This window comes from Acinetobacter sp. CE-15 (assembly GCF_051059255.1).
GTDB classification, from domain to species: Bacteria; Pseudomonadota; Gammaproteobacteria; order Pseudomonadales; family Moraxellaceae; genus Acinetobacter; species Acinetobacter guillouiae.
The window spans coordinates 2,255,753-2,282,369 of sequence record NZ_CP192737.1; the positions used below are offsets into that span (position 1 = coordinate 2,255,753).

29 protein-coding genes are annotated in these 26,617 nt (G+C 35.1%); 13 read left to right on the forward strand and 16 right to left on the reverse strand.

The genetic code is table 11. The annotated features are described in order from the left end of the window. Positions 1 to 76: 76 nt before the first annotated feature. The 4 genes from ACQ7EO_RS10410 to ACQ7EO_RS10425 form a co-directional block, all read right to left on the reverse strand. A complete protein-coding gene (locus ACQ7EO_RS10410) occupies positions 77 to 385 on the reverse strand; it encodes an ABC transporter ATP-binding protein (RefSeq protein ID WP_434279541.1) in 309 nt (102 codons plus the stop codon). Between the two features lie 100 nt (positions 386 to 485). Next, positions 486 to 785 carry a hypothetical protein gene (locus tag ACQ7EO_RS10415; RefSeq protein ID WP_434279542.1) on the reverse strand — a complete coding sequence of 100 codons (300 nt, stop codon included), beginning with the start codon at positions 783 to 785 and terminating at the stop codon, positions 486 to 488. Positions 786 to 855: 70 nt separating this feature from the next. Then, entirely contained in the window at positions 856 to 1,170 is a 315-nt protein-coding gene (locus ACQ7EO_RS10420; RefSeq protein ID WP_434279543.1) for a hypothetical protein, read from the reverse strand. A gap of 17 nt (positions 1,171 to 1,187) precedes the next feature. After that, positions 1,188 to 1,523 carry a hypothetical protein gene (locus ACQ7EO_RS10425; RefSeq protein ID WP_434279544.1) on the reverse strand — a complete coding sequence of 112 codons (336 nt, stop codon included), beginning with the start codon at positions 1,521 to 1,523 and terminating at the stop codon, positions 1,188 to 1,190. A gap of 112 nt (positions 1,524 to 1,635) precedes the next feature. Between ACQ7EO_RS10425 and ACQ7EO_RS10430 the strand changes: the two genes are divergently transcribed. From ACQ7EO_RS10430 to ACQ7EO_RS10460, 7 genes are all read left to right on the forward strand, one after another. Next, positions 1,636 to 1,983 (forward strand): hypothetical protein, encoded by a 348-nt coding sequence (locus ACQ7EO_RS10430; protein WP_034616551.1) that lies wholly within the window; start codon positions 1,636 to 1,638, stop codon positions 1,981 to 1,983. A 35-nt stretch (positions 1,984 to 2,018) separates the two neighbouring features. Continuing rightward, the gene (locus ACQ7EO_RS10435; protein ID WP_434279545.1) at positions 2,019 to 6,812 is read left to right on the forward strand and encodes an RHS repeat protein; all 4,794 of its coding nucleotides are present in this window, start codon (positions 2,019 to 2,021) and stop codon (positions 6,810 to 6,812) included. An 11-nt stretch (positions 6,813 to 6,823) separates the two neighbouring features. Then, a complete protein-coding gene (locus ACQ7EO_RS10440) occupies positions 6,824 to 7,894 on the forward strand; it encodes an RHS repeat-associated core domain-containing protein (protein ID WP_434279546.1) in 1,071 nt (356 codons plus the stop codon). A 9-nt stretch (positions 7,895 to 7,903) separates the two neighbouring features. Next, the gene (locus tag ACQ7EO_RS10445; RefSeq protein ID WP_434279547.1) at positions 7,904 to 8,257 is read left to right on the forward strand and encodes a hypothetical protein; all 354 of its coding nucleotides are present in this window, start codon (positions 7,904 to 7,906) and stop codon (positions 8,255 to 8,257) included. 61 nt (positions 8,258 to 8,318) lie between these two features. Further along, positions 8,319 to 8,564 carry a hypothetical protein gene (locus ACQ7EO_RS10450; protein WP_434279548.1) on the forward strand — a complete coding sequence of 82 codons (246 nt, stop codon included), beginning with the start codon at positions 8,319 to 8,321 and terminating at the stop codon, positions 8,562 to 8,564. Between the two features lie 6 nt (positions 8,565 to 8,570). After that, the gene (locus ACQ7EO_RS10455; RefSeq protein WP_434279549.1) at positions 8,571 to 8,936 is read left to right on the forward strand and encodes a hypothetical protein; all 366 of its coding nucleotides are present in this window, start codon (positions 8,571 to 8,573) and stop codon (positions 8,934 to 8,936) included. 1,762 nt (positions 8,937 to 10,698) lie between these two features. Next, complete coding sequence (locus tag ACQ7EO_RS10460) at positions 10,699 to 10,938, forward strand: hypothetical protein (RefSeq protein ID WP_434279550.1); 240 nt, start codon at positions 10,699 to 10,701, stop codon at positions 10,936 to 10,938. 229 nt (positions 10,939 to 11,167) lie between these two features. Here ACQ7EO_RS10460 and gcvH read toward each other — a convergent pair whose 3' ends face one another. The 8 genes from gcvH to ACQ7EO_RS10500 all read right to left on the reverse strand — a co-directional run bounded on the left by gcvH (position 11,168) and on the right by ACQ7EO_RS10500 (position 18,759). After that, positions 11,168 to 11,542, reverse strand: a complete 375-nt coding sequence (gene gcvH / locus ACQ7EO_RS10465; RefSeq protein WP_004720254.1) for a glycine cleavage system protein GcvH — start codon at positions 11,540 to 11,542, stop codon at positions 11,168 to 11,170. Positions 11,543 to 11,659: 117 nt separating this feature from the next. Beyond that, the gene (locus ACQ7EO_RS10470) at positions 11,660 to 12,691 is read right to left on the reverse strand and encodes an AraC family transcriptional regulator (RefSeq protein ID WP_004720255.1); all 1,032 of its coding nucleotides are present in this window, start codon (positions 12,689 to 12,691) and stop codon (positions 11,660 to 11,662) included. Positions 12,692 to 12,784: 93 nt separating this feature from the next. Then, positions 12,785 to 13,234: a MaoC family dehydratase gene (locus ACQ7EO_RS10475; RefSeq protein WP_004720258.1), complete on the reverse strand. Its 450-nt coding sequence runs from the start codon at positions 13,232 to 13,234 to the stop codon at positions 12,785 to 12,787. Between the two features lie 256 nt (positions 13,235 to 13,490). Further along, positions 13,491 to 13,979 carry a GNAT family N-acetyltransferase gene (locus ACQ7EO_RS10480; protein WP_434279551.1) on the reverse strand — a complete coding sequence of 163 codons (489 nt, stop codon included), beginning with the start codon at positions 13,977 to 13,979 and terminating at the stop codon, positions 13,491 to 13,493. Between the two features lie 180 nt (positions 13,980 to 14,159). Continuing rightward, the gene (locus ACQ7EO_RS10485; RefSeq protein WP_419354925.1) at positions 14,160 to 15,359 is read right to left on the reverse strand and encodes an acyl-CoA dehydrogenase family protein; all 1,200 of its coding nucleotides are present in this window, start codon (positions 15,357 to 15,359) and stop codon (positions 14,160 to 14,162) included. 24 nt (positions 15,360 to 15,383) lie between these two features. Then, positions 15,384 to 16,670, reverse strand: coding sequence for an acyl-CoA dehydrogenase family protein (locus ACQ7EO_RS10490; RefSeq protein WP_434279611.1), 1,287 nt, complete (start codon positions 16,668 to 16,670; stop codon positions 15,384 to 15,386). 258 nt (positions 16,671 to 16,928) lie between these two features. Then, positions 16,929 to 18,302, reverse strand: coding sequence for an ABC1 kinase family protein (locus tag ACQ7EO_RS10495; protein ID WP_434279552.1), 1,374 nt, complete (start codon positions 18,300 to 18,302; stop codon positions 16,929 to 16,931). Positions 18,303 to 18,453: 151 nt separating this feature from the next. After that, on the reverse strand, positions 18,454 to 18,759 hold the full coding sequence (locus tag ACQ7EO_RS10500) for a hypothetical protein (RefSeq protein WP_034616582.1): 306 nt from the start codon (positions 18,757 to 18,759) through the stop codon (positions 18,454 to 18,456). A 369-nt stretch (positions 18,760 to 19,128) separates the two neighbouring features. Here ACQ7EO_RS10500 and ACQ7EO_RS10505 point away from each other — a divergent pair, with 369 nt between their 5' ends. From ACQ7EO_RS10505 to aroC, 3 genes are all read left to right on the forward strand, one after another. Then, on the forward strand, positions 19,129 to 19,512 hold the full coding sequence (locus ACQ7EO_RS10505; RefSeq protein ID WP_004720273.1) for a lysozyme inhibitor LprI family protein: 384 nt from the start codon (positions 19,129 to 19,131) through the stop codon (positions 19,510 to 19,512). A 114-nt stretch (positions 19,513 to 19,626) separates the two neighbouring features. After that, positions 19,627 to 20,637: a 50S ribosomal protein L3 N(5)-glutamine methyltransferase gene (gene prmB, locus ACQ7EO_RS10510; protein WP_004720275.1), complete on the forward strand. Its 1,011-nt coding sequence runs from the start codon at positions 19,627 to 19,629 to the stop codon at positions 20,635 to 20,637. A gap of 12 nt (positions 20,638 to 20,649) precedes the next feature. Further along, entirely contained in the window at positions 20,650 to 21,744 is a 1,095-nt protein-coding gene (gene aroC / locus ACQ7EO_RS10515) for a chorismate synthase (RefSeq protein ID WP_004720277.1), read from the forward strand. Between the two features lie 209 nt (positions 21,745 to 21,953). On the opposite strand, the gene ACQ7EO_RS10520 is transcribed toward aroC, so the two are convergent. Together ACQ7EO_RS10520 and ACQ7EO_RS10525 are read right to left on the reverse strand one after the other, a co-directional pair. Then, the gene (locus ACQ7EO_RS10520) at positions 21,954 to 22,427 is read right to left on the reverse strand and encodes a hypothetical protein (protein WP_434279553.1); all 474 of its coding nucleotides are present in this window, start codon (positions 22,425 to 22,427) and stop codon (positions 21,954 to 21,956) included. Between the two features lie 129 nt (positions 22,428 to 22,556). Beyond that, positions 22,557 to 23,036 carry a CinA family protein gene (locus ACQ7EO_RS10525; RefSeq protein WP_034616588.1) on the reverse strand — a complete coding sequence of 160 codons (480 nt, stop codon included), beginning with the start codon at positions 23,034 to 23,036 and terminating at the stop codon, positions 22,557 to 22,559. A gap of 465 nt (positions 23,037 to 23,501) precedes the next feature. On the opposite strand from ACQ7EO_RS10525, the gene ACQ7EO_RS10530 reads away from it, so the two are divergent. After that, entirely contained in the window at positions 23,502 to 23,732 is a 231-nt protein-coding gene (locus tag ACQ7EO_RS10530) for a hypothetical protein (protein ID WP_034616591.1), read from the forward strand. A gap of 143 nt (positions 23,733 to 23,875) precedes the next feature. Here the strand turns inward: ACQ7EO_RS10530 and ACQ7EO_RS10535 are convergent, their stop codons facing one another. Continuing rightward, the gene (locus tag ACQ7EO_RS10535; protein ID WP_096734184.1) at positions 23,876 to 24,319 is read right to left on the reverse strand and encodes a universal stress protein; all 444 of its coding nucleotides are present in this window, start codon (positions 24,317 to 24,319) and stop codon (positions 23,876 to 23,878) included. Between the two features lie 35 nt (positions 24,320 to 24,354). Next, the gene (locus ACQ7EO_RS10540; RefSeq protein WP_434279554.1) at positions 24,355 to 24,816 is read right to left on the reverse strand and encodes a universal stress protein; all 462 of its coding nucleotides are present in this window, start codon (positions 24,814 to 24,816) and stop codon (positions 24,355 to 24,357) included. Positions 24,817 to 25,452: 636 nt separating this feature from the next. Between ACQ7EO_RS10540 and ureE the strand changes: the two genes are divergently transcribed. After that, positions 25,453 to 25,935: an urease accessory protein UreE gene (gene ureE, locus ACQ7EO_RS10545; RefSeq protein ID WP_004821691.1), complete on the forward strand. Its 483-nt coding sequence runs from the start codon at positions 25,453 to 25,455 to the stop codon at positions 25,933 to 25,935. Beyond that, positions 25,922 to 26,587, forward strand: a complete 666-nt coding sequence (locus ACQ7EO_RS10550; RefSeq protein WP_434279555.1) for an urease accessory protein UreF — start codon at positions 25,922 to 25,924, stop codon at positions 26,585 to 26,587. The genes ureE and ACQ7EO_RS10550 overlap by 14 nt, the downstream gene beginning before the upstream one ends. Positions 26,588 to 26,617: the final 30 nt, after the last annotated feature.

Sequence of the window (26,617 nt, forward strand, 5' to 3'; positions counted from 1 at the left end):
TTTTTATCATTTTAAAATAGCGCTTTATAAAAAATCCCATCATATTTTTATATGATGGGATAAAGGTTAAAGTTTATTATTTGGGTTGTACTTGAATCACTTTACAGTAGCCATTGCCAGAATATGGTTCAACATACACTTCTACAGCTCTCTTTTTTTGATACCACTGCGCCAAAGTCACAGCAAGAATGACCTTACTTGTTTGAGGAATAAGCATCCAACCATAAGGAGTGCCATTACAAACAGTTGGAAGGTTTCCTGATTCAAGCCGAATGAGTAATCCTTCCGAAACACTTGTGATAGATGTCATATTTCCATATACATATGTCTCAGCTGCAAAAATTTGTTGAGTTAATAGCACAGAGAGCAATAGAATTTTTTTCATGTTTTAGTACCTTATTTTAAAAATTAACTTTTGAATTTAGCAACCTATCGATAGTCAATTAATCATTTAAAATATAATGATAAAACCCTTGAGCTAAAGTTCATGGTTGGAAATCTGAACAACTTTGTGCACCAGAAAAATATAAAGTTACAGATTTCTTTGTAATTTGAGCAGTAAGTAATACAGCAAATAATTTACTGCAATTCGCTGGAGAGATTTCATTCCAAGTTGCTGATGTACTACATAATAAGGGACTGCTTAAACCACCAACACTGTTAGCAAATAATCCACCTGAACGTGGATTTATTGACACACCACTCACTTTTCCTGTGCACATAATATCAGCCGAAAAAACGGATTGATTAATTAAAATAAGTAGTAAAAAAATAATTTTTTTCATTAGCATCACCTTTTAAGAAGAGATCTTTGCTACGGTGGTAAATGATGTCAAAGTATAAAAATTTCTTGAATTACCACATTCTTACCATCCATGGTACAGTTACATAATCAGTTTCTTCACAATTATAATTGTCCTGTATATAACGCAAAGTTATATTCCTTTTCATCGCATATGCTTGCATTAGGATACCTAAGTATGGCTTCGTTGATGGTTTTGACCATGAGCCAATCTGTTTCCAAGATTCTCGACCACTTGAAGATTTAAGCAATGCTAATAAATCAGTTTCTTGTGTTTGAATTTGCATTACTTTATATGGTCCACAATCTACTTGAGCAAAACACTGATTACAGAAAAATGAACTAATAAAAATAATTATAATTTTCATAAATATACCTTGCTAAATTAATAAATATGAAACCAAACGATAGATGGCCTACCATCTGAGGAACATCCATCTAAATAAACATCTACAAATTTCTTACTTAAATAAGCTGCGTAAAGCGAGGCATATGTTCTTTTTCCATTTGTAGTGCTAGCGTCAAAACGGAATTGATTTACATTTTTATATGGACAAGACAAAGTGTTACCAAAAGGCTCCCCTGACAAACTTGCATAACATGTTCCGTCTACATGATGGCAACCAATACTGGTAATTTTTCGATATGTAATATTCTCAGCAGCATATAAAGAAGTATTTGCTGTTATTAAAATAAGAACAATTGTGATTTTTCTTAACATTTTTCTCCACTTTCATGATGAATTGTGAATATTTTGTGTTGAACTTGTATTTTTTTTTAAAAATATGTATTTTTTATATACAACTTATTAAAAAAAGTAAATAGGGTTAAAAATGAAAAAAGTAGTGTTCTTTGTTTTGTTGATGTCTCAACTAGTGTTTGCTGGAAATGTTTTAGCCAGTGACTACACAGGAAAAGTTGAATCAATTGTAGTGCGTGACTCAGATGGACTCATTTATATTTATTTTAGCGGTAGTCGATCAAGTAATATCCCGGATTGTGCTAAAAATACAAGTTATATGATGATAAAAAATGAAAATAGTGCAACGGGAAAGCGGCAATTAGCAATGTTAATGTTGGCACAAGCATCAAATAGAAATGTAGGTGTAGAAGGAGCGAATGTATGTACAAGGTGGCCTGACGGTGAAGATATTCAATCAGTTATTTTGCAACGCAAATAGGTAATTAAATAGATAAATAAAAAGGGATATCGCTCATGAGAATAATAATGAGTTTTGTTTTAAGCCTATTTAGTTCAATACTTTATGCTGGAGCAATAGACTGGTCTGTTGCAATGACATCTTTTCCATCAGATCAAAGTGTCGGTGATACAGGACAAGAAAAAACACCCAATGGTTATGTCGATTTAATGAGTGGTAACCTTGTTTATGATGTACCTGAAGTCACATTAAAAGGTGAGAGAGGTCTGAATTTTACCTTGTCTCGTTCTTATGGAAAGGTAAACAATGGCTTTCGCTCTATGGGGAACTGGGAGTTAGAGTCACCAAGATTGGTGATGATGACGGGACCTTCAACTAAACTCCAAGGTGATAGTGGCGCTGGCATATGTGAAGCAAATGGTGATGCAACTAATAATAGTTCAGGAAGGCCTGCTTTTACAGCTTCGCTTACCAATTCAAGTTTCAGAAGTAAAATTGAGCAAACATATGTAAATCAAGCGAATGCAACATTAGCTAACCAAACATTAAATACAATTATAAATTTAGTACAATATTTTGGAAGCTTAACGGGTGATGCAAATGCGCAATACAATAAACAACAAGCACAAAACGCTACATCTAATTTACAATTCCAGTTATTTAGTGCTTTTAAAAATAACGTGAATGCTATATCCGTTACTTCAAGCCAAGCAACCACTGAAAAAGCGAAATACAGACAAAGTATAACAAATGTATTGCAGACAGGACAGGTAACAATTTCTGTTAATGGCACTAGGCTAACTAATGGAAACTTAACCATAGTTTTAGATGGTTTGGCAGTAAATTCCTCATTTACTGTTCAAACAAATAATGTACTAATGGATGCCGCTATTAGACAAGTAATCATAGGCTATCTTTACTATCATAATATTGAAAAGATTAAATCTCCAATGTTGCTAAATGGAATTACTCAAACTTCAACACTTAATACCTCATCCAATGTTGATCCAAGACAAAGACCAATAAGCTTATATCTTCCTAGTCAAAAAAACATAATTTTTTATCCTATTAAAACAGGTGTTGCGGGATACCCTCAATCTGCAAAATATATATCTCAAGACAATTGGTATATTAGTTGTACAAATTCAGGAAAAGATTTTGTAGTAAGATCAAATAATGGTGTTACTTATTATTTTCCTGGTGAAAATCGAGAAAACCAGACAGGTTTTACTTCATTCTTTGGAAGCGAATATATTCCTGGGCGTGTATCAATTTATGCTTCAAAAATAGAAAATCAATTTAATGAAGCTTATCAGCTTAATTATTTTAATAAAAAAACCAATACCCTGATTTATAATGGGTTTAATTATACAAATAAATTTTTTCTAAAGTCAGTACAACATTTGCTGGATGGAAAAATTGTTAATGAAAATACGCCTGAACTTGTACTCAATTATGTAAAGAGCCAAAGTGGAATTGAGAATACTGATGAAAGCCAATTTGATAATATTTCGGGGGATATAACCCTTAAGAAAATTCTTAGATATATCAATGGTTCATATAAAGAATGGACTTCTTATAATTACACGAGCCAAAAAAATCTTTCAAATTATAAATTGACAGACACAATACCAACAGGTGGGACGATAGGAGCTTTTCAAGACAACAATTCTGCGTTTATTTATTTACAAGCAGCAGGTTATATTACAGGTGATGCTATAAATTATGGTTATGGTGGTCCTTATCGAATTGTTGGTAATGCCACACCAGCATCGACGAGTATGACTGCGCAAGACTTTCTCTGGTTCTATAGTGATTTAACAAATATTCATTACTATAAGAGTTCTTCAAATGGCTTAGTCAATACTAAATCTGTTTATTGGACATATTCACTCATCAATGAATCTCGCCCAGGATTTGCTGAAACTAAATCCTATAAAGTGACAAGTTCCTATTATACTGGTGCTGATGTCAATCCATTGCAAATTACCTATGCATATAGCCGTAATAAAGAAGCTAAAGAACAAACTACAACAGTAACAACCAAGGATGTAACTACAGGTCTGACAAAGGCATATGCTTATGTGATGAATGCTTTCGAAGGTGGGATTGCAGAAAGCTTCTTACATGGATTACTTAAAAAAGTAACGATTGATGCTCGTACAGAAGTTTATGAATGGGTGACATTAAATCTTATTGGTCAAAAACCAAAAACAACCAATGATAATTACACTGATAATGAAGATGTTTTATTGGTTCGAATGTCTAAAAAAACAGTTAATCATCATGGTGCTTATGGCACAACTTATCGAGATTTTGACCAATATGGTAATGCTCAAACGATTGAATCTACAGGTCTAAAAGGTACAAGTTCAACTTCATTACCAAGTGTTAGTATTGCTTATTTTAATGCTGAACCTGCAAATGCTTCAGTGAATGATGGTAGCTTGCCTTGGATTATAGGTTTACCTCGTCAAAAGACATCTGGTGGGTATACAACACAATCTATTGAATATGATGTTCAAGGTGCGATCAAAACAGAAAGTAAAGAAGGACGTATCACCAAGTTTAAATATGAAACTGTTTCATTTAGTTCATGCTTAGGTAACCTTGCTGATTTTGCTTGGTCAAAATTTGCTAGTTGTTTCTCCGATTATGTTGCTGGAGATAAACATACTGGATTACCAATGGAAGTTGATGTGGGCAATGGTCAACAAATTACTCAATACTCTGCCTATAAGAAAGGTGTACCAGCCAATATTCGTTTAGCCAATGGTGGCTTAGAAACCAATGTTATCGATGACTTTGGTAATATTATTTTCCATACAGATGCAGATGGTGTTCGTTCACAAAACCAATATGACGATGCAGGTCGTTTAAAAGTTGAAACACCAGTTATTGGTTTAAGCTATACAACTATTGATTACAATGGCTTAGACATTGTAAGAACCATGCAAAATGGTGCAAGCTATAATAAAACAGAAAAATATAATGGTGATGGTTTCCTGATCTATTCTGCTGCAAATACATCAAATAAGACGGTCGTAAATTCAAGTAAATATGATGCTTTTGGAAATGCAATCTTTAGTTCAAATCCATCTGTTGGAGGTACAAATGAGGGGATTTCTACAAGTTATGATGTCTTTGACCGACCAAAAACTGTAATTGATAATGGCGTATCCGTAAACTACTGCTATCAATCATGTGGTGGGCGTAACGGTGCTATTGCATTAACAACAGATGCTTATGGTGTCACTGAAACTGATTATTTGGCTGCTGGCGATTTTAGTGCAAATCTAAAAACACTGGTCAGTCGTAAAGGTGGTGATGGTTCTGTATTCACAACCTCAACTGAATATAATTTAGGTCTGTTAAAACCAACTTTTGCAGCTTCAGGTGCTTCAACACAAAGTTATACCTATAACAGTAATGGCACATTGGCGACCGAAAAAGACAATAGTATCAATGGGCAAAAGGGTTATGGTTATGATGCGACTGGGCGAATTAAAACCATTAGCCATCAAGATGGTTCAGTCGAAACAATTGAATATTATCCAATCAATGATTTGATTCGTTCTCGGGCTTGGCGTGGTATAACCACCAATTATAGTTATAGCTTAGCAGGACGTTTAAATTCAACCAATAATGCCAATACTTCACAAGGCTATGGTCGTGATGGTTTTGGTCGTGTTGTAACACTGACACAAAATATTAATTCCAATAATGCTAATTATGGTTATACCACCACATTTGGTTATAACAATCTAAACCAAGTGGTTTCGATTATTTATCCAAACGGCAAATCTGTGAATTTGTCAGATCAAAATGCTTTGGGTGAAGTTTATTCAATACCTAGTGTGATTCAAGGGCTTAACTACAATATATTGAGTCAACTTACATCTGTACAAGCAAATGCTGACGTGGCTTGGACATATTCGTACTCAAACAATGGTTTACCTACAGGTGTAAGTTCTACCAGTTTAAATAAATGTGTACTCAATATTGGTTATGGCTATGATGCATTAAATCGTATCAATAGAATGAGTGATCATTGCGGTGCGACCTATAACGCCACAATTGACCGTTTTGGTACAGGCTTGATGAAACAGGTTGAGCTTGATCAGGCACGTTATCAGTATTTATATAACAATGATGATATTAGTTCAGTCAATATTACCTCTAAGAGTCAAATCGTTGCACCTGCTTCCTACACTTATAACTATGTGAATGGCACATCACGCTTAGCTAATGTTAGTGGTTCAGCATATAGCTTTAGCTATGATGCAATGGGGAATGTCACCAATGATGGTATTCGTGCCTTAGATTATGATGCTTACTATCGTATCAGTAAAAATGGTAATGAAAGTTATATCTACAATACAGATGGTTTGCGTGTTCGTGCAGTTCGTGATGATGGTATTACTGACTATATTTATGATTCAGCAGGTAATTTGGTTTATGACATTAACCATCAATCAGGTTATAGCAAAGCCTATGTTTATATTGCTGGGAAATTAGTTGCAACTTTAGAACGTTATCCAGATGCCAACAGTAAAGGCTTTGATTTGATGAATGATTTTGAAGGAGCCGAGTTTGGTATCAATAGCTTGTTAGAGAGTTATGTGGATAGTGATGATGATGGTTTACCTGATTATATCGAACGCTTTATTGGTTCTGACCCAAATAATCCTGATTCAGATGGTGATGGTCACAAAGATGGTTATGAATATAAATTATTGGGTGCGAAAGGTGTTTTAGACCCGCTGATTTATCCAAGTGAACCTGATCCTGATGAAGATATGGCAGCATGGTTGCCTGTAATCTTAGATATGATCTTGGAAGATGACTAAGGGGATAAATCATGAAAACAAAAATGAAAAATCTAATGAAAAATAACAATATGCAGTCAAATAAGATCTGGTTGATAACAGTTCAATTGATTGTATTAAGTCTCTTCCTTGTTCTTAGTCAGCTCACGCTGGCTAAGGATCGGATTCAATATCATGTTCAGAACTTTGATGGTTCAACCTTAAAAGTGATCAATGAACAGGGCGTGGTTAGTCAGTCTTATCAATACGCGCCTTTTGGTCAACAACTGCAATATAAGAAACCAAGCAATTTAAAGAATCCCAATGCTTTTGTTGGAGGGGTTCAAGATGCTGATGATTTGGTTTATTTAAAGCAACGTCACTATAACCCAGTATTAGGAAGATTTTATCAGCCTGATCCAGTGACATTTATTATTAATGGTGATGGGCAATTAAATAGATACCATTATGCTTGGAATGATAGTTATACATTTAGTGATTCAAGTGGAGAAGCTGTACAGTTATTAGCATTTGTTCCTTTAGTGCTTTGGGTTGCAGATAATTTTAGATCAGATATACCGAATGCTAATAACATCCCGCCAAGTGGAATTGGCGATGCGGCTCTTGCCGGATATGGACTAAGTTCATTACTATTTCAAGCAAGGCTAGCTTCAATGGGTGTTGCTGAGCTAACATACTATAATATTGCACAAAATAGTGCTTCTATATCTCCTCTAGTGCTATCTAGGAGCATTACAAATATTGATCCAGCAAAATTACTTTGGACTCAACGATCAGCAGGAGGGAATGGAAGAGCTGATATTTTACGTGAAAGTATGTCTATAAATGGATATAAAGGACCTCCAATAGATGTTGTGCAATATCCATACGGTTTAGTAACACTTGACCATACGCGTGCAGCAGTAGCACTTGAGCAAGGTATAAAAAGTATTCCTGCTATAATAAGGACTCCTAATGAACTTTTACCACAAAGTATGATAGGAAGGTTTGGAAATGCTACAACATGGGGCGAAGCGGTAATTTTTAGAACTGCAAATCAAAGACCACCTTTAGCTCCGCAAGGAACTGTAACGCCTCCTAGATTACCTAAAACCAAAAATTGAAGAGATAAAATGAACATTAATTTTCCAAAAGGTTATTATTGGTTGTTAGAAAGAAATTTGATTTCGTATGAAACATTTGGTGCATTACAGCCATGGTTGTATCTGCCAAAAGAACATCAATTTAATTTAAACGATAAGTGGGGCACTACTGATTGTTTTAACAGAATAGCTTTCGCAAAAAGGCAAGATAATGATGAATTAGCATGCTTTGTCTATAATTTAGAAGGAGAGGTATTAGGTGTTGATCTCATACAAGGATGGACAAATGATGGATATACTATATTGCAATCATTTAATTCATTTTGGGAATGGCTTAAGCACGTTATTGATGATATGGCTGAGTGGTTAGAATATGATATTTAAGGATAAGTAATGATATCTTACTCATAATGAGATTCATACAATGAATTTTGGATAAATGGTAATGAAGACAATTAATATTGAGTTTATGAATGAATCTACATTTGAAATTACTGTAATTGTTGAGCCTCTTGCTGATGAGTTTTTATTAAAACCTAAAGATATAATTAAAGTCGTATGCGAGTCTTTGGAGGAAATTACTACAATTCATTCTGCTTTAATGGATAAGGAAACTGTTGTTATTTGGTTGCCTAGAGGTAATGTTGAATGGAAATATTATATTAATGATTGTTTGACTGACCCGATTTAAATAATCATGTTTAAATTTCAATTACTATCTGATACTGACTCTGAATCAGGAATTTTAATAGCAAAGCAAAAAATTACTTCAAATGGATTTAATAAATATATTACATCTGAGAATTATGGTAGTGATTTAAATGGAATAGTAATTATATTAATGTGTCGTAAACCTGAAATTGTTTTTAAAAAACGATTACGGTTATCAAAAAAAGAAAAAGTCTTGTACATGGATATTATGTTGGATTATGATCTATTTAATAATATGACATTCGAACAAAGAATCACTCAAATTTGTAAAACGCTTTTAGTAGAGTTATCACAGGTACTAAAAAAATATAAATTTCAAGATTTTAAATCGGATGAACTAATAAAAAATTAGAAAATTGGTTTGTGAGTTATGGTTTTATTTAAGTAGTTAATTTTATTATGAGCCTAATAATCAAGGAGGCTCATCAACAGAGACTGCAATTAGCAGGATATCTTTATAGACAAGGCTTAAGATAATATGATCTTTTTCTTAACTGAAAATTTCAGATTTATTTTTTAGTTCTAAGGTTATCTAACAGAGTACTTTAATAGGAAAAATTTAGATGAAGAAGAAGATAGTATTTGCTAGTATAGATTTTTTTAAATCTACATTAACTTTTATCTTAATAACATATCCTTTATATTGCTATATTAAAAGTCAGTTTATTTTAAAACTTGAAAATGATTGGTTTTTAGGAGTGATTATTTGGATTTTCTTAATTTTAACTGGTTTTGTTTATTTGTTTTCATTTGTTATAAAAATAATTTTTTTTAGAAATGAAATATTTATTTCAAAGAGATATGTTAAATTTGTTAACTATTATGTTTTTTTTATTTTTTTGTTTTTATTTTTCTTACCAATTATAAATGTAATCTTGAAGAAGATAAAGTAAATGGTGTTCGGTATGTATTTCATATTAATATTTTTATCTATTATATTAAGTGGATGTGGATTAATGAAAAATAATAATAACTTTTTATATGGTAGCCTGGAGTATAAAAATGTAAAAGATATATTATTAATTTTAAATGATGAAAAAGTTTATTTTATTGGTGTAACACCATGTGCACTGTCAAAAATATGAATATTATCTGAGAAGAAAATGGTGTTGGTTATTTTGAGAATTAGTGAATTACCAATGGGTTTGAGAGAAAGATTGGAAACATGTAACTGGAAAATTGAAGAGTTTTATAATTACATACCTACTGAAATAAAAATTGATAAGGTAGATCGAGAATATATAAGAAGGAGTAAAATACATCCATGGTTTAAATTTTAATTATTTAATAAGGAATATAGAGATAAATTAACTTTATATTTTATTCTAAAATATTTAGTGAAATAAGGTTTCTTTAAAATTGATTAATTATTTAATTTACACTTATTAATAGGGTGATATATGAGTAATTTAAAAAATTCAAGAAAATTTCATTAGTGATTATAGGGAATTATTACAATGTTTTTCTGAATACATAGCCTTTATTAGTATGGAATATGCGAATATAAAAGCATATTGTAAATTAATTAATAAATTGTTGCCATGTATAGAATTTTTTTTTGATTACGAATAATTAAGGTCTATTCTATACAAAAATAATGGTTTATCCCTCATTGAGGACAGTACTACCACAAATGAAATAATACATACTGCTTTTGTTATGAATCTAAGAATCAAAAAGGGTCATCAACAGAGCCTACAATTAGCAGAATATCTTTACAAACAAGGTTTAAGATAAATGAATCGAATTTTCAGTATATTGAATATTCTAATATCAATAACTATTTTTTTAATATTATTATTCCCTGTATCTGTCTATGTATATAGTCAATATGTTATAAGGGTTGAGAATGATTGGGTAACTGGAATTTTAATTTGGACTAGCATATTTTTTTCTATTTTTTTAAAAATATTATGGGTTATTGTGTGTGATTATTTTTCTTACGTTGAAGGCAGGGAGGTAGTAAAAAAATTAATTATTCTTCTGTTTTTATTTTAATTTTTTTAGTGCTTTTACCGTTTATTGAGTCAATATTAAAAAAATAATTTAAGAAGACTAAATAAAAGTGGCTAGAAATTGAATTCCTGTATTTGTTAATTCGTGGGTTAAGTAATATGGATTACAATCAATTAATTGATAAAATTGAAAAGTTTGTTAACAAAGATGATATCTCACTAAAAAACACTCAAGAGATTGAAGTTCTTTTGGAAAATTTAATTATTAAAGATGAATTAATTACTGAAACAATTTTATTTTTAGCATCATATAGACCTGGAGGTGGTGAATATATGAATGATGAAAGTCAAATTACTCAACAATTAAACAAAGTTTTAGTACTTTTAAAAAGTGAATAAAGAATCATTACATGTTTAAAGAAATGCATGCAGCACTTCTTTCTGCTTTCCATGCACAGACGATAATTAGCGGTTGGGCAAATGGTTGTTTTATAGGGTATCCAGTACTAACTAAATTAGATTTAAGAAAATAACAAATTAAGTAATTAAAATTTGGAAAACAAAAAGATCAGACTCATCTGATCTTTTTGTGTTTAAACATTATTTTTAAGCATTAGAATTTTAAAAATTAAAGCCCAGCTTCATATTCGCTATTGCTGAGTAACTTTTCAACATCTGCAATATTGTCTGGTTTAATCTTATAAATCCAACCTTTGCCATACGGGTCGTCATTCACAAAATCTGGATCATCTTCAAGGGCAGTATTCACTTCTACAACTTCACCCGAAACAGGCGCATGAATATCAGATGCTGTTTTAACGGATTCAACTACACCAGCCTGAGCGCCAGCAACCACATGGCTACCCACTTCAGGCGCTTCAACGTAGACTAAGTCGCCTAAAGCATCTTGAGCATGGTCAGAAATACCAGTAATCACAAGATCACCTTCAATTTTTACCCATTCATGTGTAGCTGCATATTTCAAATCTGAAGGATGATTCATAATGACTCCATTAATCAATTTATTTTTGGCACGAGTTATACAGGTTTTTTAATCAAAACAGAAAGCAGAGATACTGATAAACTTATTCATCGAAACAAATAATCGTGATAAATCACATTATAAGTATGGGTCTTTGCGCCAACTACTTGGGCTACGACCACTCCAGCGTTTAAATGCACGACTAAAGTTTGCAACATCACTATAACCGAGTTCATCTGCAATTTGTTCCAGTGTATAGTCAGTACGGGAAAGTAACGATGTGGCATGGCGATAACGTACTTCATCTACCAGTGTAGAGAAAGAAGTACCTTCGGCAGCCAACTGACGCTTTAACGTACGGTCTGACATATGCAGACGATCTGCGACATTTTCAATACTTAAATAATGCTGTTCCGAATGGGTCAAGATATCGCGTACACGCATTGCCAAACGACGTCTTTCACCCAAAGCTGAAAGTTCTGCTTCACATTGATTAATCGCAATTTGACTGGCAATCGGGTCAGCATTGACCATTTTTAAGCCCAAGTAGGATTTGTCAAAACTTGCAATGAGATGTGGCTGTTCAAAACGCATATTGTATTGCTTTGCCAGTTTCTCGATGTATTTGTCAAAACCATCAGGCTTGGGAAAATCAAAATCGATATCGCCATGCAAATAATCAATACCAGTTAAGGCTTTTGCCATGGTCATAATACCAAAGGTTAGCCCCATCACAATTTCTGTGCGCAAAGGTTCGATTTCGATATCACATTGCAATTGAAGTGTGGCTTTTTCACCAAAAGTAGAAAAATACAATTGTAGAAAGGGCATACGCAACTGGATAAAACGGTTGGCTAAGACAAGCGCATCGGTAATATCGTGTGCTGTCATGATGGCATAACCAATAAAGCCATGAATGGAGATACGCATTTGTGTACCAAGATGAAAACCTAAGGTGCTTTCACCTGTAAGTTTTAATGCGTGTTTAATCAATTCATTGGCAAGCGGTGTTGGAATCCGACACTCAGGATCTGCTAACTGTTCGCTGGTAAAATTAAAGGGTGCGAACAGTGTTTCTGCGCTATATCCCCAACGAGAAACAATATCTAATAATAATAGTCCATAAACACCAGGAATTCCCTGATCTTGGCGAGCTGAGACTGTTTTCATGTGCTTTCCATTGCTCTGAACATTGTTTTTACTTGTTTCATCATATTGTCATGATATGGAAAAACCCTTAAATATTGTAAGACAAATTTAGGATTAATGTGCATCAAAATTGCGCTTAAATACCACAATTTTAGTGGTTGAAATCAGCAATACATCATCATCTTGATTTTTTGCTTGTGTTACATAGGTCACAATTGCGCGATCATTTTTGGTTTTAGACGGCTGGATAGATACAATTTCGACATCAACATGTATTTTATCGCCCACACGCGTGGGTTTGGGCCATCTTAAACTTGATTCTGAACCAATTAAGCCATAAGCAACAGGGAAGCATTCTGTCCAAAGACGCATGGTGACCGCAGAGGTATGCCATCCACTTGCAGCAAGTCCTTTAAAAATCGGGTGATCTTTGGCTTTTTCAGCATCAGTATGGAAAACTTGCGGATCATACTTATGTGCAAACTCTAAAACCTCATCCAAAGTCATTTCGTATTCACGACTTTTAAAATGATCACCAATATTTAAATCTTCCAAATACAACATTGTTTATACATTCCCTTAATTTCACACAATACTCATAAATAATGATGTTCTACGCATAAAAATTAAATTATCTAAACTTTTTCATTGTAAATCACCATTAAGCAATTTCAATGACTGTTTTGCCAATCATCCATTTTTTTAAGTCGTATTGAAATATCACTCAAAATATCGAGTGATTTAGATCATAATAACATTGTGTAATGTCCTGAAAGTAATGAAAATACGACCAAAGTGAATTGAGCAAGCTTATGACGCATTAAAGCAATGTTTTAAGCATCCAAACTTCACAAACATGACTATGACCAGTATTACCTTTAGGCTGTGATAAATGTTTAAAGCCTAACTTTTCATAAAGTTTAATGGCTTGCCAGAGATCTTGAGTGGTTTCTAAATAACAAGACTGAAAGCCTTGCTGTTGTGCAAATTCAAAACACTTTTCTAAAATTTTCTTAGCAAATCCTAAACCACGAAGTTCAGGCAAAAAATACATCTTTTGAATCTCTAAAACAGTTGCATCACCTTGTAATGGTGAAAGACCTCCGCCACCAACAACGCGACCATTTGCATCCTCAATAATCCAATATTGGGCATTGGGTTGAGCATATACCTGATATAAATCATCCAAAATCGGGTCAGCTACAGCAAAGCCTGATTCAGGTGCTAAGCCAAATTCTTTAGATACTTCACGAATAACTTGTGCGATCGACGGATTGTCTTGTATTTGTATCGTTTTAATTTGGTACATAAGTAAATGAAAATAAAAAAGGTAGAATTTTTATAACAAAAATTCTACCTTTTGTGATCAGTTAAAAATTCAACTGATCAAAACTTTACCACTTGAATAACAGTATAGGGGCTGTTGACAATTCGTCTAGTTATGAAATGCCAACAAACCCTAAGTAAATTTACATGTTTTGCTGCAATACTATTTTAATTCACTCGAAGATTTACCCAATTCTCGACGGGCAATGATCAGCTGTTGAATCTGTTGTGTTCCCTCAAAAATATCTAGAATTTTTGAATCACGCGCCCATTTTTCTAATAATTCATCTTCGTTATAACCCACACTGGCAGCCAACTCTACGCATTTTAAAGTGATTTCATTACAAATACGTCCAGCTTTAGCTTTGGCGATAGAAGCTTCGCGAGAGTTTGGTTTTTTGTTATCTGCCATCCATGTGGCTTTTATGGTGAGTAAGCGTGCAGCTTCCCATTCTGCCTCCATCCGATAGATTTGTGCAGCCAAATTGGATGTTTGCAAATATGGAGTAGCATAATCGGGATCTAGTTCATCTTTAAAGATTTCTTTAATCCGTTCTAAAGACGCTTTGGCACAGCCCACTGCCATGGCTGCAACAAGTGGACGGGTATTATCAAAGGTTTCCATCACCCCTGCAAAACCTTTGGCTACATCAATTTCTGCATTGCCGAGTAAGTTTGCTCCAGGGACACGGCAGTCTATAAAACTAATTGCCGCTGTATCCGATGCCTTAATACCAAGTTTATGTTCAAGGCGTTCAACTTTCATGCCGGGTGTACCTTTAGGTACAACAAAAGATTTAATTGCAGCACGGCCCAATTTCTTATCTAAAGTTGCCCAAACCACAACCGAGTCAGCGCGTTCTCCAGAAGTGACAAATATTTTTTCACCGTTCAGAATGTAATCATCACCATCTTTGGTTGCGGTTGTACGAATCGCAGCAGAGTCAGAACCACAACCAGGTTCAGTAATGGCCATCGCAGCCCACGTCCCTTTAAAACGTTCCAGCTGTTCATCATTGGCGACTGCCGCAATCGCTGAATTGCCCAGCCCTTGACGAGGCATGGTCAGCAATAGGCCTGTATCACCATAACACATTTCGATCACACCCAAGGCAGTCGACATATTGGTGCCATTTTTATTATTGCTGTCGATATCGCCACGTTTATTGATTGCAGCGCCAGCATTGAGCCCATCACCACCGTCGTTCATACCATCCAGTAAAGAAGCCAGCATATCGAGTTCTTTAGGATAGGCATGTTCTGCTTTGTCGTATTTACGAGAAATTGGGCGCAAAACATTTAATGCTGTTTCGTGTGCTTGGTCTAAAAGCATCTGGAATTTTTTTGGATTTTGTAAATTCATGATTTTTATCCTTTATCTTCTAAGTTAAGCGTGTAAGCCAGAATGTAGAATGGCTGTTGCACGTAAGTCGCGGTACCAACGCTCAGCTGGATGTTCCTTGGTAAAACCATGGCCACCTAAAATTTGCACACCATCTGTCGCAATTTTCATGGATTTTTCTGCACAAAGTAGACGGGCTAAATACGCTTCCCTATGGAAGGGTTGTCCGGCTTCTGCAAGACTGGCAGCATTTAAAATCAGCATACGCATTGCATCAATTTCAATCGCCATATCTGCGATCATAAATGCCACGCTTTGACGGTGTGAGATAGGCTCACCAAATGCAGTACGTTCATTGGCATATTTGATGCTGTATTCTTTAACCGCTTCGCAGCTACCAACAGCCATTGCACACCACATTAGATTGCCTAAATCTAAAAATGCAGGGTAATTAAAATCGTCGTCACCTAGACGTTGGGCAGGGGTATTGTCAAACTTCAAAGTTACCGTTTCAGTTGCTTTTAAACCCATTGCCGGTGATTTTTTCACTGTAATACTTGGGTCTCGCTTTACAACGAAAACGTCCGCTTGACCCTTAAAGTCTGCACTAACAAGGAATAAATCTGCTGTTGCACCTAATAGCACTAAAGTTTTTTCTCCAGTAATGCTGAATTGTCCATTGTTGGCAGTCGCTTTGGTTTTTAAGCGTAAGGGATTAAATGCTGGGGTTGCTTCTTGTACCGCAAAAGTGGCTTGAATATCGGTATCATTGGCAAAATTTGCTAAATAAACAGATTGAACTTTTTCAGAACCCCATTGTGTGATTGCATTGATGACACTAAAAGTAGAGAGCAGACCTGCAGCAAGTGAAAAATCACCTTTAGCCAAGCGTTCGGCAATTAAAATATTACTCACAATATTTTTTTCAGATGCAATACCGCCTAAAGCTTCAGGCAGTGCATAATAATTTAGACCTAAATCGGTACTGTGTTGCCAAAGCTCAACTGGAAACTTTTCGTCGTGATCCGCTTTATGGGCCAGTTGATAAAGTACTTCGGACGCAAATTGATCCATGGCATCCACCGTCATTTGCTGTTCTTCAGTCAAACTCAGATCAAATAGGGACTTTTGCTGATTGGGCAGACGTTGTTTGGTTACATTTGAATCTGATTTAAATGCTTTTTGTGTTGCACTTAAGGTTTTAAAACCAGCTTTAGAACCTTGATAAAGTGATCTTTCGATAAATTTGCGCAATTTAAACTGATCAAGTAAATCACTACCTGCAATTTTTGTAATTAGATTTAAACCCAAACCTTGAGCTTTATTTACCATATTGGTCATGCCGAAGTCCCTGTATTTTAGTGTCGGTATACAACAATCCTGACATGCATAAAAATAAAAAACTATGTCAAAGCTGACAAAGTGATTGACCTTAGATGAATGGTAGAGTAGATGATATATTTGTTATTAATATTTTGATTTTTATTGTTTATTTTTAAATAAAAAAACCCAACATTTGTTGGGTATTGGTAAAAGTGACATTTTTAAAACGTTTACAATCTCGTTTAACCTGTATGAAAACTAAAAAGATTAAACAAAAGGTACAATCATTTTACGAACATTGGTCTTTGCTTCAATCACCGTCATAAATGTATAAGCACCTATAAATTTACGACTGATAAACATAAATTCTTTTGGTGGAATACTGAAGTAACGTGAAGCCATTGATTTTGAAGCACGTTGCATCACACGGCTATGTAGCTGGCTTTTTTTCCAGTCATAACGGTTATGTTGATCCATCACGCCAGCAGGTAAATCTGGGTTATTTAAAGGTGTACTAAATGCTTCTGTTGCCAATAAAAATACTTTTGCCATATCGGGTTTAATGCTTAAAGGCATGGCATCAAAGAACTCATAGCCCGACATGGCATTGACCATTGCTTCAGCATCGTGGTTATAACCCGCTTTGATTAAATTACAAGCTACGCGAAGTAATTGGTCATCGAATTGACGTATAGCGCCAAAATCTAACAAAATAATTTTATCTTTTATCTCTTCACCATTGCCCAAACGAACAAGGTAATTGCCAAAGTTCGGGTCGGTTTGCATTTCGCCCCATTCAAACAATTCACGAACTGCGATTTCAAGTGATGCTTCACCTAAAAGATTACGTCGTTCTTGTGGTAAAGACAGCATGACAGGGCTGTTGATGGGTACACCACGTTCAAAGGTCATACACAGGACTTGATTGGTACAATAGTCATCAATAATTTGTGGCACGCCATAACGTGGATCTTCTTTAAGTCGCTGGCCAAAACGGCGGGTTGTTGCCGCTTCTACTTTATAATCAACTTCACGATGCATCATTTCACGCACTTCATCAAACCACTGATCGAACTCACGGGTTTGTGGCACCATACGTGTCAATTTAAGCATATTTCGAAATAGGCTCATATCTGAGTCTATGGCGTCGGCTACACCTGGATATTGGATTTTAAGAACCAACTCTAATCCATCTGACTTACGTGTTGCGCGGTGAACCTGAGCCAGAGAAGCGGTACCAATCGGCTCATGATCAATGGTGAGATCGTTGAGTTTTGAACCCAATTGATTGACCAATTGCTCTTTAATCGCAGGCCATGCAAGGGCAACTGTTTGATTATTGAGAGTGTTTAATGCTTGAGTAATTTCTTCAGGTAAAAAATGCTCGCCATAAAGCGCCATCATTTGACCGATTTTAACAATTGAACCTTTTAGCTTGCCAATTTCTTGAACAAGATAATTGGCTTGTTCTTTCATAGCTTGTTTACGTTTTTTTTCTTTTTCTTCTTCACTTGAAAAGATTGAACTCGCACTTGAAGCTGCCCAGCGTGTACCTGCCAATAATGATGCTTTTGCAATTGATAAGCGACGATCCATTGATGAGGTTTTTAACTGTTTGAGCTTTTCGTTCTGATCTGACATGAAGATAAAATCCTTTATAAGAGATTCGAAAAGATAAAAAGATGACTAATTGTAAGGAATATTACATGGAATAACTGTATTTAAACAGTTCAATTCGCTGAATGGGGGAATTAAATTAATTCCATCAAAATAGCCTAAGCAATATTAAAATTTACATTCTAAATTGGATTTTAAGCTCTTTGCGGAGTATTAAACCCTGCTTATTTGAAGCAATGTAATGAATGATCAGATCTTTAACGCTTTGATTAGTAAAGCCCAGTGCATAGCCTTTAACAATGATAATGCTGGGCAAGCTAAAGAAAAAATATTTTACATCGTCTAGAGAAGGTGCTTCGTAAACACCTTGTTCAGTGAGAGTTTGTTGAAAAAATTGCTTTTCAATTTTGACATTTGGAGTGGATTCATCATCCCACCATGACTGACGCATCGCCATGAGGTTATTATGTTTGTAGCTCATAAATTGACTAAATTCATAAATATTTAAAAACTTGTTGTATATATAAAGGTGAAATGACCCAATTTCAAGTTAAGTGCTCAATCTCAGCAATTTTGCCACAAATAAGTTTATATTTTATAACCAAGCAGATTGATTTGTTTTAAAAACATACAACAATAGGCTTGAAAATAAACCTAAAAAACGAGTGATATGGCAAAACAAAGCTGATTGTTTTAAATCAAGTTTTAACAATAATTTATCTGCAATGATTGTATTTAGTTTCAAATCTTTTACACTCTTTTACATAGGCGATTGTTGCTAATCAGTGCCTGAGTTCTTTGGATTAAAAGTTTTTGAATTAAAATAATGATTTTGGGATAGGGGAATTGGATGTATTTAAAGTATTGGGGTATCAGTTTAGTGGTATTATTGCCGATGCACACGCAGGCGATCGGTTATAGCTCAGATTATTTAAGCTGTATGAATTCGGCAGGTTCAAGCTCGGCAACACTTGCCAGCTGTATGAAAACTGAGTTGAGTAAGCAAGATGATCGTTTGAAATCATTATTTAAACAGACACTGGACCTGTATACAGACAAGCAACAGAAAGCTCAAAAGAAATATCAGAAACAATGGTTTAAACTTCGAGATCAGCAGTGTGATGAGTCGAATAAATCAGTTTCTGATGATTATAAAATGAAGTATTACAATTGTGCCCTCAAACAAACAGTCAATAGAGCCAATATGTTAGAGAAACAAAGCTATCGTTTATAGTGCTTTATTGCGCTATAAAATAATTGCTAAGTAAATTGTCGTAAAGCATTATAAATGTCATGCAAAACAAGGTATCATAAGGCGTTTAAAAATATGACCTTGGAGAAACCTTAAGTGGATCGACCGACTATTAGCCCTGAACATTTACAGGAAGCTGCTGAAAACCTATCAACAATTCGTGATTTTATTCGTTTTGGGGTTACAGCTTTACGTCAATACGATGCACATTTGGGTCAAGGTACAGAAGATTATTTCGCAGAAAGTTCTGCCTTGGTTTTACAAACGCTTTCTTTGGAATGGAAGGCGGATGCTGAAATTTTAGATTCAAAATTATTGCCAAGTGAAAAAGCTGAGTTTTTAAATTTACTCGAACGTCGTGTAAATGAAAGAATTCCTACCTCTTATTTACTTAACCTCTCTTATTTCTTTGGTAAGCCATTCTATGTTGATGAGCGTGTGTTAATTCCTCGTTCACCGATTGCTGAATTGATCGAAAACCGTTTTGCACCTTATTGTTTAGATGAAAATGGACAAACACGTGCAGGCGTGAATAATTTACCTGAAAACCCAAATCCAAAAACACCGCAACGTATCTTAGATATGTGTACGGGTTCAGGTTGTATTGCGATCGCGCTGGCATATGCATTCCCTGATTCAGAAGTAGATGCAACTGATATTTCTAAAGAAGCATTAGAAGTGGCTTCTATTAATGCGGAGCACCACAATAAGCAATATCAGGTGGCTTTGCTTGAGTCAGATTTGTTTGCCAAAATTCCAGCTGAAAATCAATATGATTTGATTGTTTCGAATCCACCATATGTGGATGCCGAAGATATGGCAGATCTCCCGGATGAATTCCATCATGAACCTGAACTTGCTTTAGCTGCGGGTCAAGATGGTTTGGATTTAGTTCGAAAAATGTTGGCTCAAGCAGCTGATTATTTAACTGAAGACGGTTTAATCGTGATTGAAGTAGGTAACTCAGAATGGGCAATGAAACAGAATTTTAATACCATTGATTTTTACTGGTTACAGTTCCAAAAAGGCGGTACAGGTATTTTTGCTTTGACTGCTGAACAATGTCGTACATTCCGTGATTTATTTATTCAATCTATTCAAGCTTAAGGAGTCGTAAGCATGGCAGGTAACAGTATTGGACAACTCTTCCGTGTAACGACTTGTGGTGAATCTCACGGCGTAGGCTTGATGGCAATTGTTGATGGTGTGCCACCGGGGCTTGAATTATCTGCTGAAGATTTACAAATTGATTTAGATCGTCGTAAACCGGGAACGTCTAAGTTTGCCACTCAGCGTAAAGAGCCAGATGAGGTTGAAATCATTTCTGGAGTTTTTGAAGGTAAAACGACAGGAACTTCGATTGGTTTATTGATCCGTAATACAGATCAAAAATCTAAAGATTATGGCAATATTGCGCAAACTTTCCGTCCAGGCCATGCAGATTACACCTATACGCAAAAGTATGGTTTCCGTGATTATCGTGGTGGTGGTCGTTCAAGTGCACGTGAAACGGCGATGCGTGTGGCAGCGGGTGCGATTGCAAAGAAATTTCTTTTTGAGAAATTTGCGATTGTGATTCGTGGACATGTGACGCAAATTGGTACTGAAAAAGCACAAGCTTTAGATTGGAATGAAGTTCCGAATAATCCGTTCTTCTGTGGTGATGTCAATGCGGTTCCACGTTTTGAAGCGCTGGTGACATCATTGCGTGAACAGGGGACCAGTTGTGGTGCAAAGCTTGAGATCCTTGCAGAAAAAGTACCTGTAGGTTGGGGTGAACCCGTATTTGATCGTTTAGATGCTGATATTGCCCATGCCATGATGTCCATCAATGCGGTGAAAGGTGTTGAAATTGGTGATGGTTTTGCCGTTGCAGAACAATTTGGCCATGAAACGCGTGATGAACTTAGCACAGATGGGTTTTTAGCCAATCATGCTGGTGGTATTCTTGGTGGTATTTCTTCAGGCCAAACCATCCGTGTAGCGATTGCGTTAAAACCAACCGCAAGTATTACTACACCGGGGAAAACCATTAATCTAGATCGTGAAGATACAGATGTACTGACCAAAGGTCGTCACGATCCTTGTGTGGGCGTGCGTGCGACACCTATTGCTGAAGCCATGCTTGCCATTGTATTGATGGATCATTTTATGCGTCACCGTGCACAAAATGCGGATGTGGTTGCACCATTTGCCCCAATTGAACCTAAATAGCAAATATATTTGAGATAAGAGAGGGTATTTTAGTTTTGAAATACCTTTAATTATTAGAGTAAATTTCAAATGATTTGTTTTTTACTTAATAGAGTTATTGCTCAACAAATTTAGCTGAATGATCTTGGATTCATTATTTTAAGTTAAAGATTTTGAGTTAAAAAAACCAGACATTTTGTCTGGTTTTTTATATCTATACTTGCTCAGTCTTATTGAGTAACAATTTGACCTGTATAACCCTTTAAGAACGTCAGATACGCAGAAGACTGTTGACCATCTGCCTTTAAGATTGAACGTTCAACATCACCCTGATTGGTTACCAATTTAAGTGAAATTTCTTTACCATTACGGAATGAGTTAAGAAAGCTGACAGGAACATTAATCGAGTTTGATGAAATTGTACCCGCGTATTGTGTCGTGTTAATGGTTGAATATGTATATGGCTGACCATCCACTAAAAAGACAAATTGGGTAATATCATATTTTGTTGGATTGTTAATTTCTGCTGTGATTTTAAATCCATCACGGACTTCATCTTTCCAACGCATAGAAAGTTCAGGGCAAACTTCATTTGCTTCACAGATTAAAGGGCCTTTTGTAACAACTCTTTCTGGATAAGAGCCAGCACAACCCGCCAAAGTTAAACATGCTAAAGAAGAAATTACCGCAAATTGAAGTTTCATACCGCTTCCTAATAAGTTCATTTGTGTTATTGATATGTTGATAATCTATGTAAAATTTACCGCTTTTTAGTTAAAAAGTGAATTAAATATTTCAGTAATTTGTATTTCAGTTAAGACATAGCATAAATCTTAAACAAAATTTAAGATTTTTAATATTTCCTTTGCAACATTTTCAGTTAATTGATTTAAACGAGTCAACGGCTCACCTTCAATAAAATATTTAAAATTCGACAATGTGTTTTGATAATAGATTGAGATAAAAAAAGTACCTTCTGGTTTTTCAATACTAGCACTACCACCAGGTTTAAGTAAGCCCGTACAACTGACAATGATATCTGCAGCGCTAAAGAGTTTTTTCCCTTGAACTGCCATTGCTTTCGTGACTTCAACTGATTCAGCGCTATATTTTTCGATGAGGGATGGATCAACTTGTAAAATTGAAATTTTAATAGAGGGGTCGTAACTAACTAAACCGCCTAATAAAATATCTGCACCACTGTTTTTATAGATCGAAAATTGGCTGGATAAATAACCAGAACTTGCACTTTCAATAAATGCGACTGTTAAATTCTTTCTTTCAAGCAGATCACAACATTGTTTTAAAAGCATTGGTATGGCTCTAAATTAATTATTTATATTCAATAATTTAACTATAAGTGAATTGAGAGAATTTGCAAGAAAACCAAACAAAAAATAAGCATATTGAGCCATGAACTTAATTATTTTTCGGATATTTTTATATATAAATCATAATATTAGCTTATATGGTTTATTAAAGACAAAATAAATCAAAAGAGCGCTGAGTTGAAATAAGCTTGTCATATTTATTTGCCATAATGACGGCACAAAACAACAAAAACCAAGAATAAGCATCAAATAACAATCACAGAAAGTTAAAAGAATAATCAGCGTAAAGTCTGTAAATATGCAGTCAACCCACTTCTCAACAGGTGGGTTTTCCTTTTTTGGGCCAATTGTAGAATTACTATGCAATATGATGAATTTTTATATTTCAAACGCGTCAAAAAGTGATATAAATAAAAATAAAGTGCATATGAAAATGGAGTGCGAATGATGAAAACGACTGTTAAGTATGTTGTCTTAAAAAGTAGAGAATATCAGCTTGGCACAGCCTTATTTGAAGAAAGTATTGAAGCCGAAGGAAATTATTTTGATCAAATACCTGAGGTCATCCACTATCAAAATCATAATTTTAAAGTAAAGTCCAAAGAACTTAGCCGTAAGCAAATTTTTGATGATTTTGAAGAATCTCAAACCATTTTAGTCAAAGTTATCGCGGTTTAATAGTTTCCCCAAGTTATCTTTGATCTGGACATTGCATAAATAAAACCCAGCTAAACTGGGTTTTATTTATTTGGTTTTTAGGGGCGTTTGACAATTCATCTACAACGCAAATCATTTATGAACGGTTAATAGACCCTAATCAATCACTGTTTGACAATCAATACAGGAAGTTTGGTTTGACCCAGTACATCTTGCGCAAAACTGCCTAAGAAAAACTTTTGGAAGCCTTTACGACCATGCGATCCCATAATAATTAAATCTGTATGTAATGATTCAGCAGTTTTAATGATGGTTTCAGCTGCAACCGAGTCTCTCACGACTTGTGTATCAATTTGAACACCTTGCTGTTCAGCCAATTGTTTGGCTTTGCCCAAACCTTCTTCCGCATTTTTAATTGCTTCTTGAATGTAATCTTTTAACATATCTGGCGAATAGTAAAAATCAGCAGCAGCAAAAGGGTCTTCAGCAACGACACTGATCGCAGTGACTTTGCTTCCAAAGGCTTTGGCAATCGCAGCAGCATGTTTTAATGCAGAAAAAGAAATGTCAGAACCGTCAACTGGAACAAGAATATTTTGATAACTCATAATCACACCTTTTTAATTAACATTTCAAATAAAAATTAAGCTTCTTCTTGGGTAGATTTAATAATCAACACAGGCAGTGGAGAAATCGACAACACTTCTTGTGCAACACTCCCTAAGAAGAATTTCTTCAGACCAGTACGTCCATGAGAACCCATTACAATAAGGTCCACATTCAGTTCATCTGCAGCATCTAAAATTCCAGTAGCTGGAGGCACTTCACGTACCACTTTGGTATCTACTGTTGTTACACCATGGTGAACTAAAGTTTCTTGAATATCTTTTAAACGTGCTAAAGCATTTTTTTCAGCTTCAAATAAATATTGAGTTACAGCAGGCGCTATTTTATAAAAATCGACGCCTTTAAAAGGATCAACTGCGATCACACTCATCACAGTAATTTTACAGTTAAAAGCAAGTGCAAGTTTCTCTGCATGTTCAAGTGCAGCATAAGAAATAGGAGAGTCATCTACAGCAAGAAGGATATGTTGATAAGCCATTATAAGTTTCTCCTTTTAAGGGGGCTGTTGACATTTCATAAAGGGTTTGCGTTGTAGGCTAAAATTGAGCAGACAAGGCAGGAAACGAAGAGAATAGCGAGACTATTTTCGAGTTTCATAACGCAGACTGAGATAATTTTAGCCACAACCCTTCGGGACTAGCGTGTTTTTTGCCGCTACGTCGTTACGAAATATTCATTTAGAATGACTAAATTTCATACTTCGTGCCTAGTATCACCTAAAAAACACACGTAGTCGCAAATCTAGACGAATTGTCAACAGACCCCGTCATTATTTATTCATTGATAACACATTGCGCTGTTAGTCGCAAATTGTCGATAAGAATTTTAGTTGATCAAAAGTGTGTTATTTCAAGCTTTTGTGAAATACACATAATTTTATTATGGTTTTATTTTGTAACGTTTAATTGTTCTGATTTTTTATTGAAATCTCGCTCATGTAAATTTGATCTCAGGTTTTGGGTTGGCGTTCTAAATAAGATGCAGTTTGAATTCTTACGATTCTAAAAACTGGCATGATAAATGCTTTAATTTAATGCAAACCGATATTTATGAATAAAATTTTGGCATCAATTTGGAACATTTTAAATCAAGTGCCATAGAAAAGTGGATCAATATGAAAATTTATACGCAACGTCTAGACCATATAGAGTCAAACATTGAGGCTGAAAGTATTGAATTGACTTTTGATACTCGGCAAAAGAGCCGTTTTCGTGCAACTTTAAATAATGGGCACGATATTGGTGCGGATTTACCACGTACAGGCATTTTGCGTAGTGGTTCTTATATTGCAACTGAACAAGGTGAAGTGTTACGTGTAGATGCCAAAGCTGAAAAATTAATGCAAGTTTCGGCACTGCATAGTTTTGATTTACTTAAAGCTGCATATCATCTGGGAAATCGCCATGTTCCGTTAATGCTTACCCCAACTGCACTTTATTTTGAACCTGATCATGTCCTTGCAGAAATGATCCAAGGTTTAGGGCTGACAGTAGATGAAGTTGAACATCCATTTGAACCTGAAAGTGGGGCATATGCACAACATCAGCATGATCATCGTTTAAGCCCGATTAAGGCTTTACATCATGTCCATCACTAATGCATCGCAACTATTAAGTCTATTGACCCTGTCATCGACAGCTTTACCTATAGGTGCATATTGTTATTCACAAGGGGTGGAAAGTGCGATTGATCAAGGCTTGATTCATGATGAAGCAAGCAGTATTGCTTATTTTGAAGAAGTACTGGAAATGTTGCTGGTTAGGTTTGAACTCCCCGTTTTAAAACGTCTGATGCAACAATATTTAGACGAAGCTGAATTTTTAAATTGGGCTAACTTTTATAAAGCGAGCCGTGAGTCGAAAGAATTACGGGCTGAATCTCAGCAGTTGGCATTTTCTTTGAATGCTTGGATTCGTGATGTTTTAAAACAGCAACCTGAGATTAAAAAGCAGTTTGGTTTTGTCCCTGTTTATGCACATTTATGCGGAACATTAAAACTTAATCTGGTGGATGTGCTGACAGCATATAGCTTTACTGTTTTAGAAAACCAAGTGCTAGGTGCGGTTAAAACTGTCCCTTTAGGGCAAATGAGTGGTCAAAGAATTTTGTGGCATTTACATGGCTTAATTCCTCAAGCGGTAGTGCGTGCCTTAGCCTTAGAAGATGATGAGTTAAGTAGTGCCTTGCCCAATTATGCGATGTTAAGTATGTCGCATGAAACTTTATATTCACGATTATTCAGATCATAAATGACACGTTTCATTCGCTATTTTTTATTG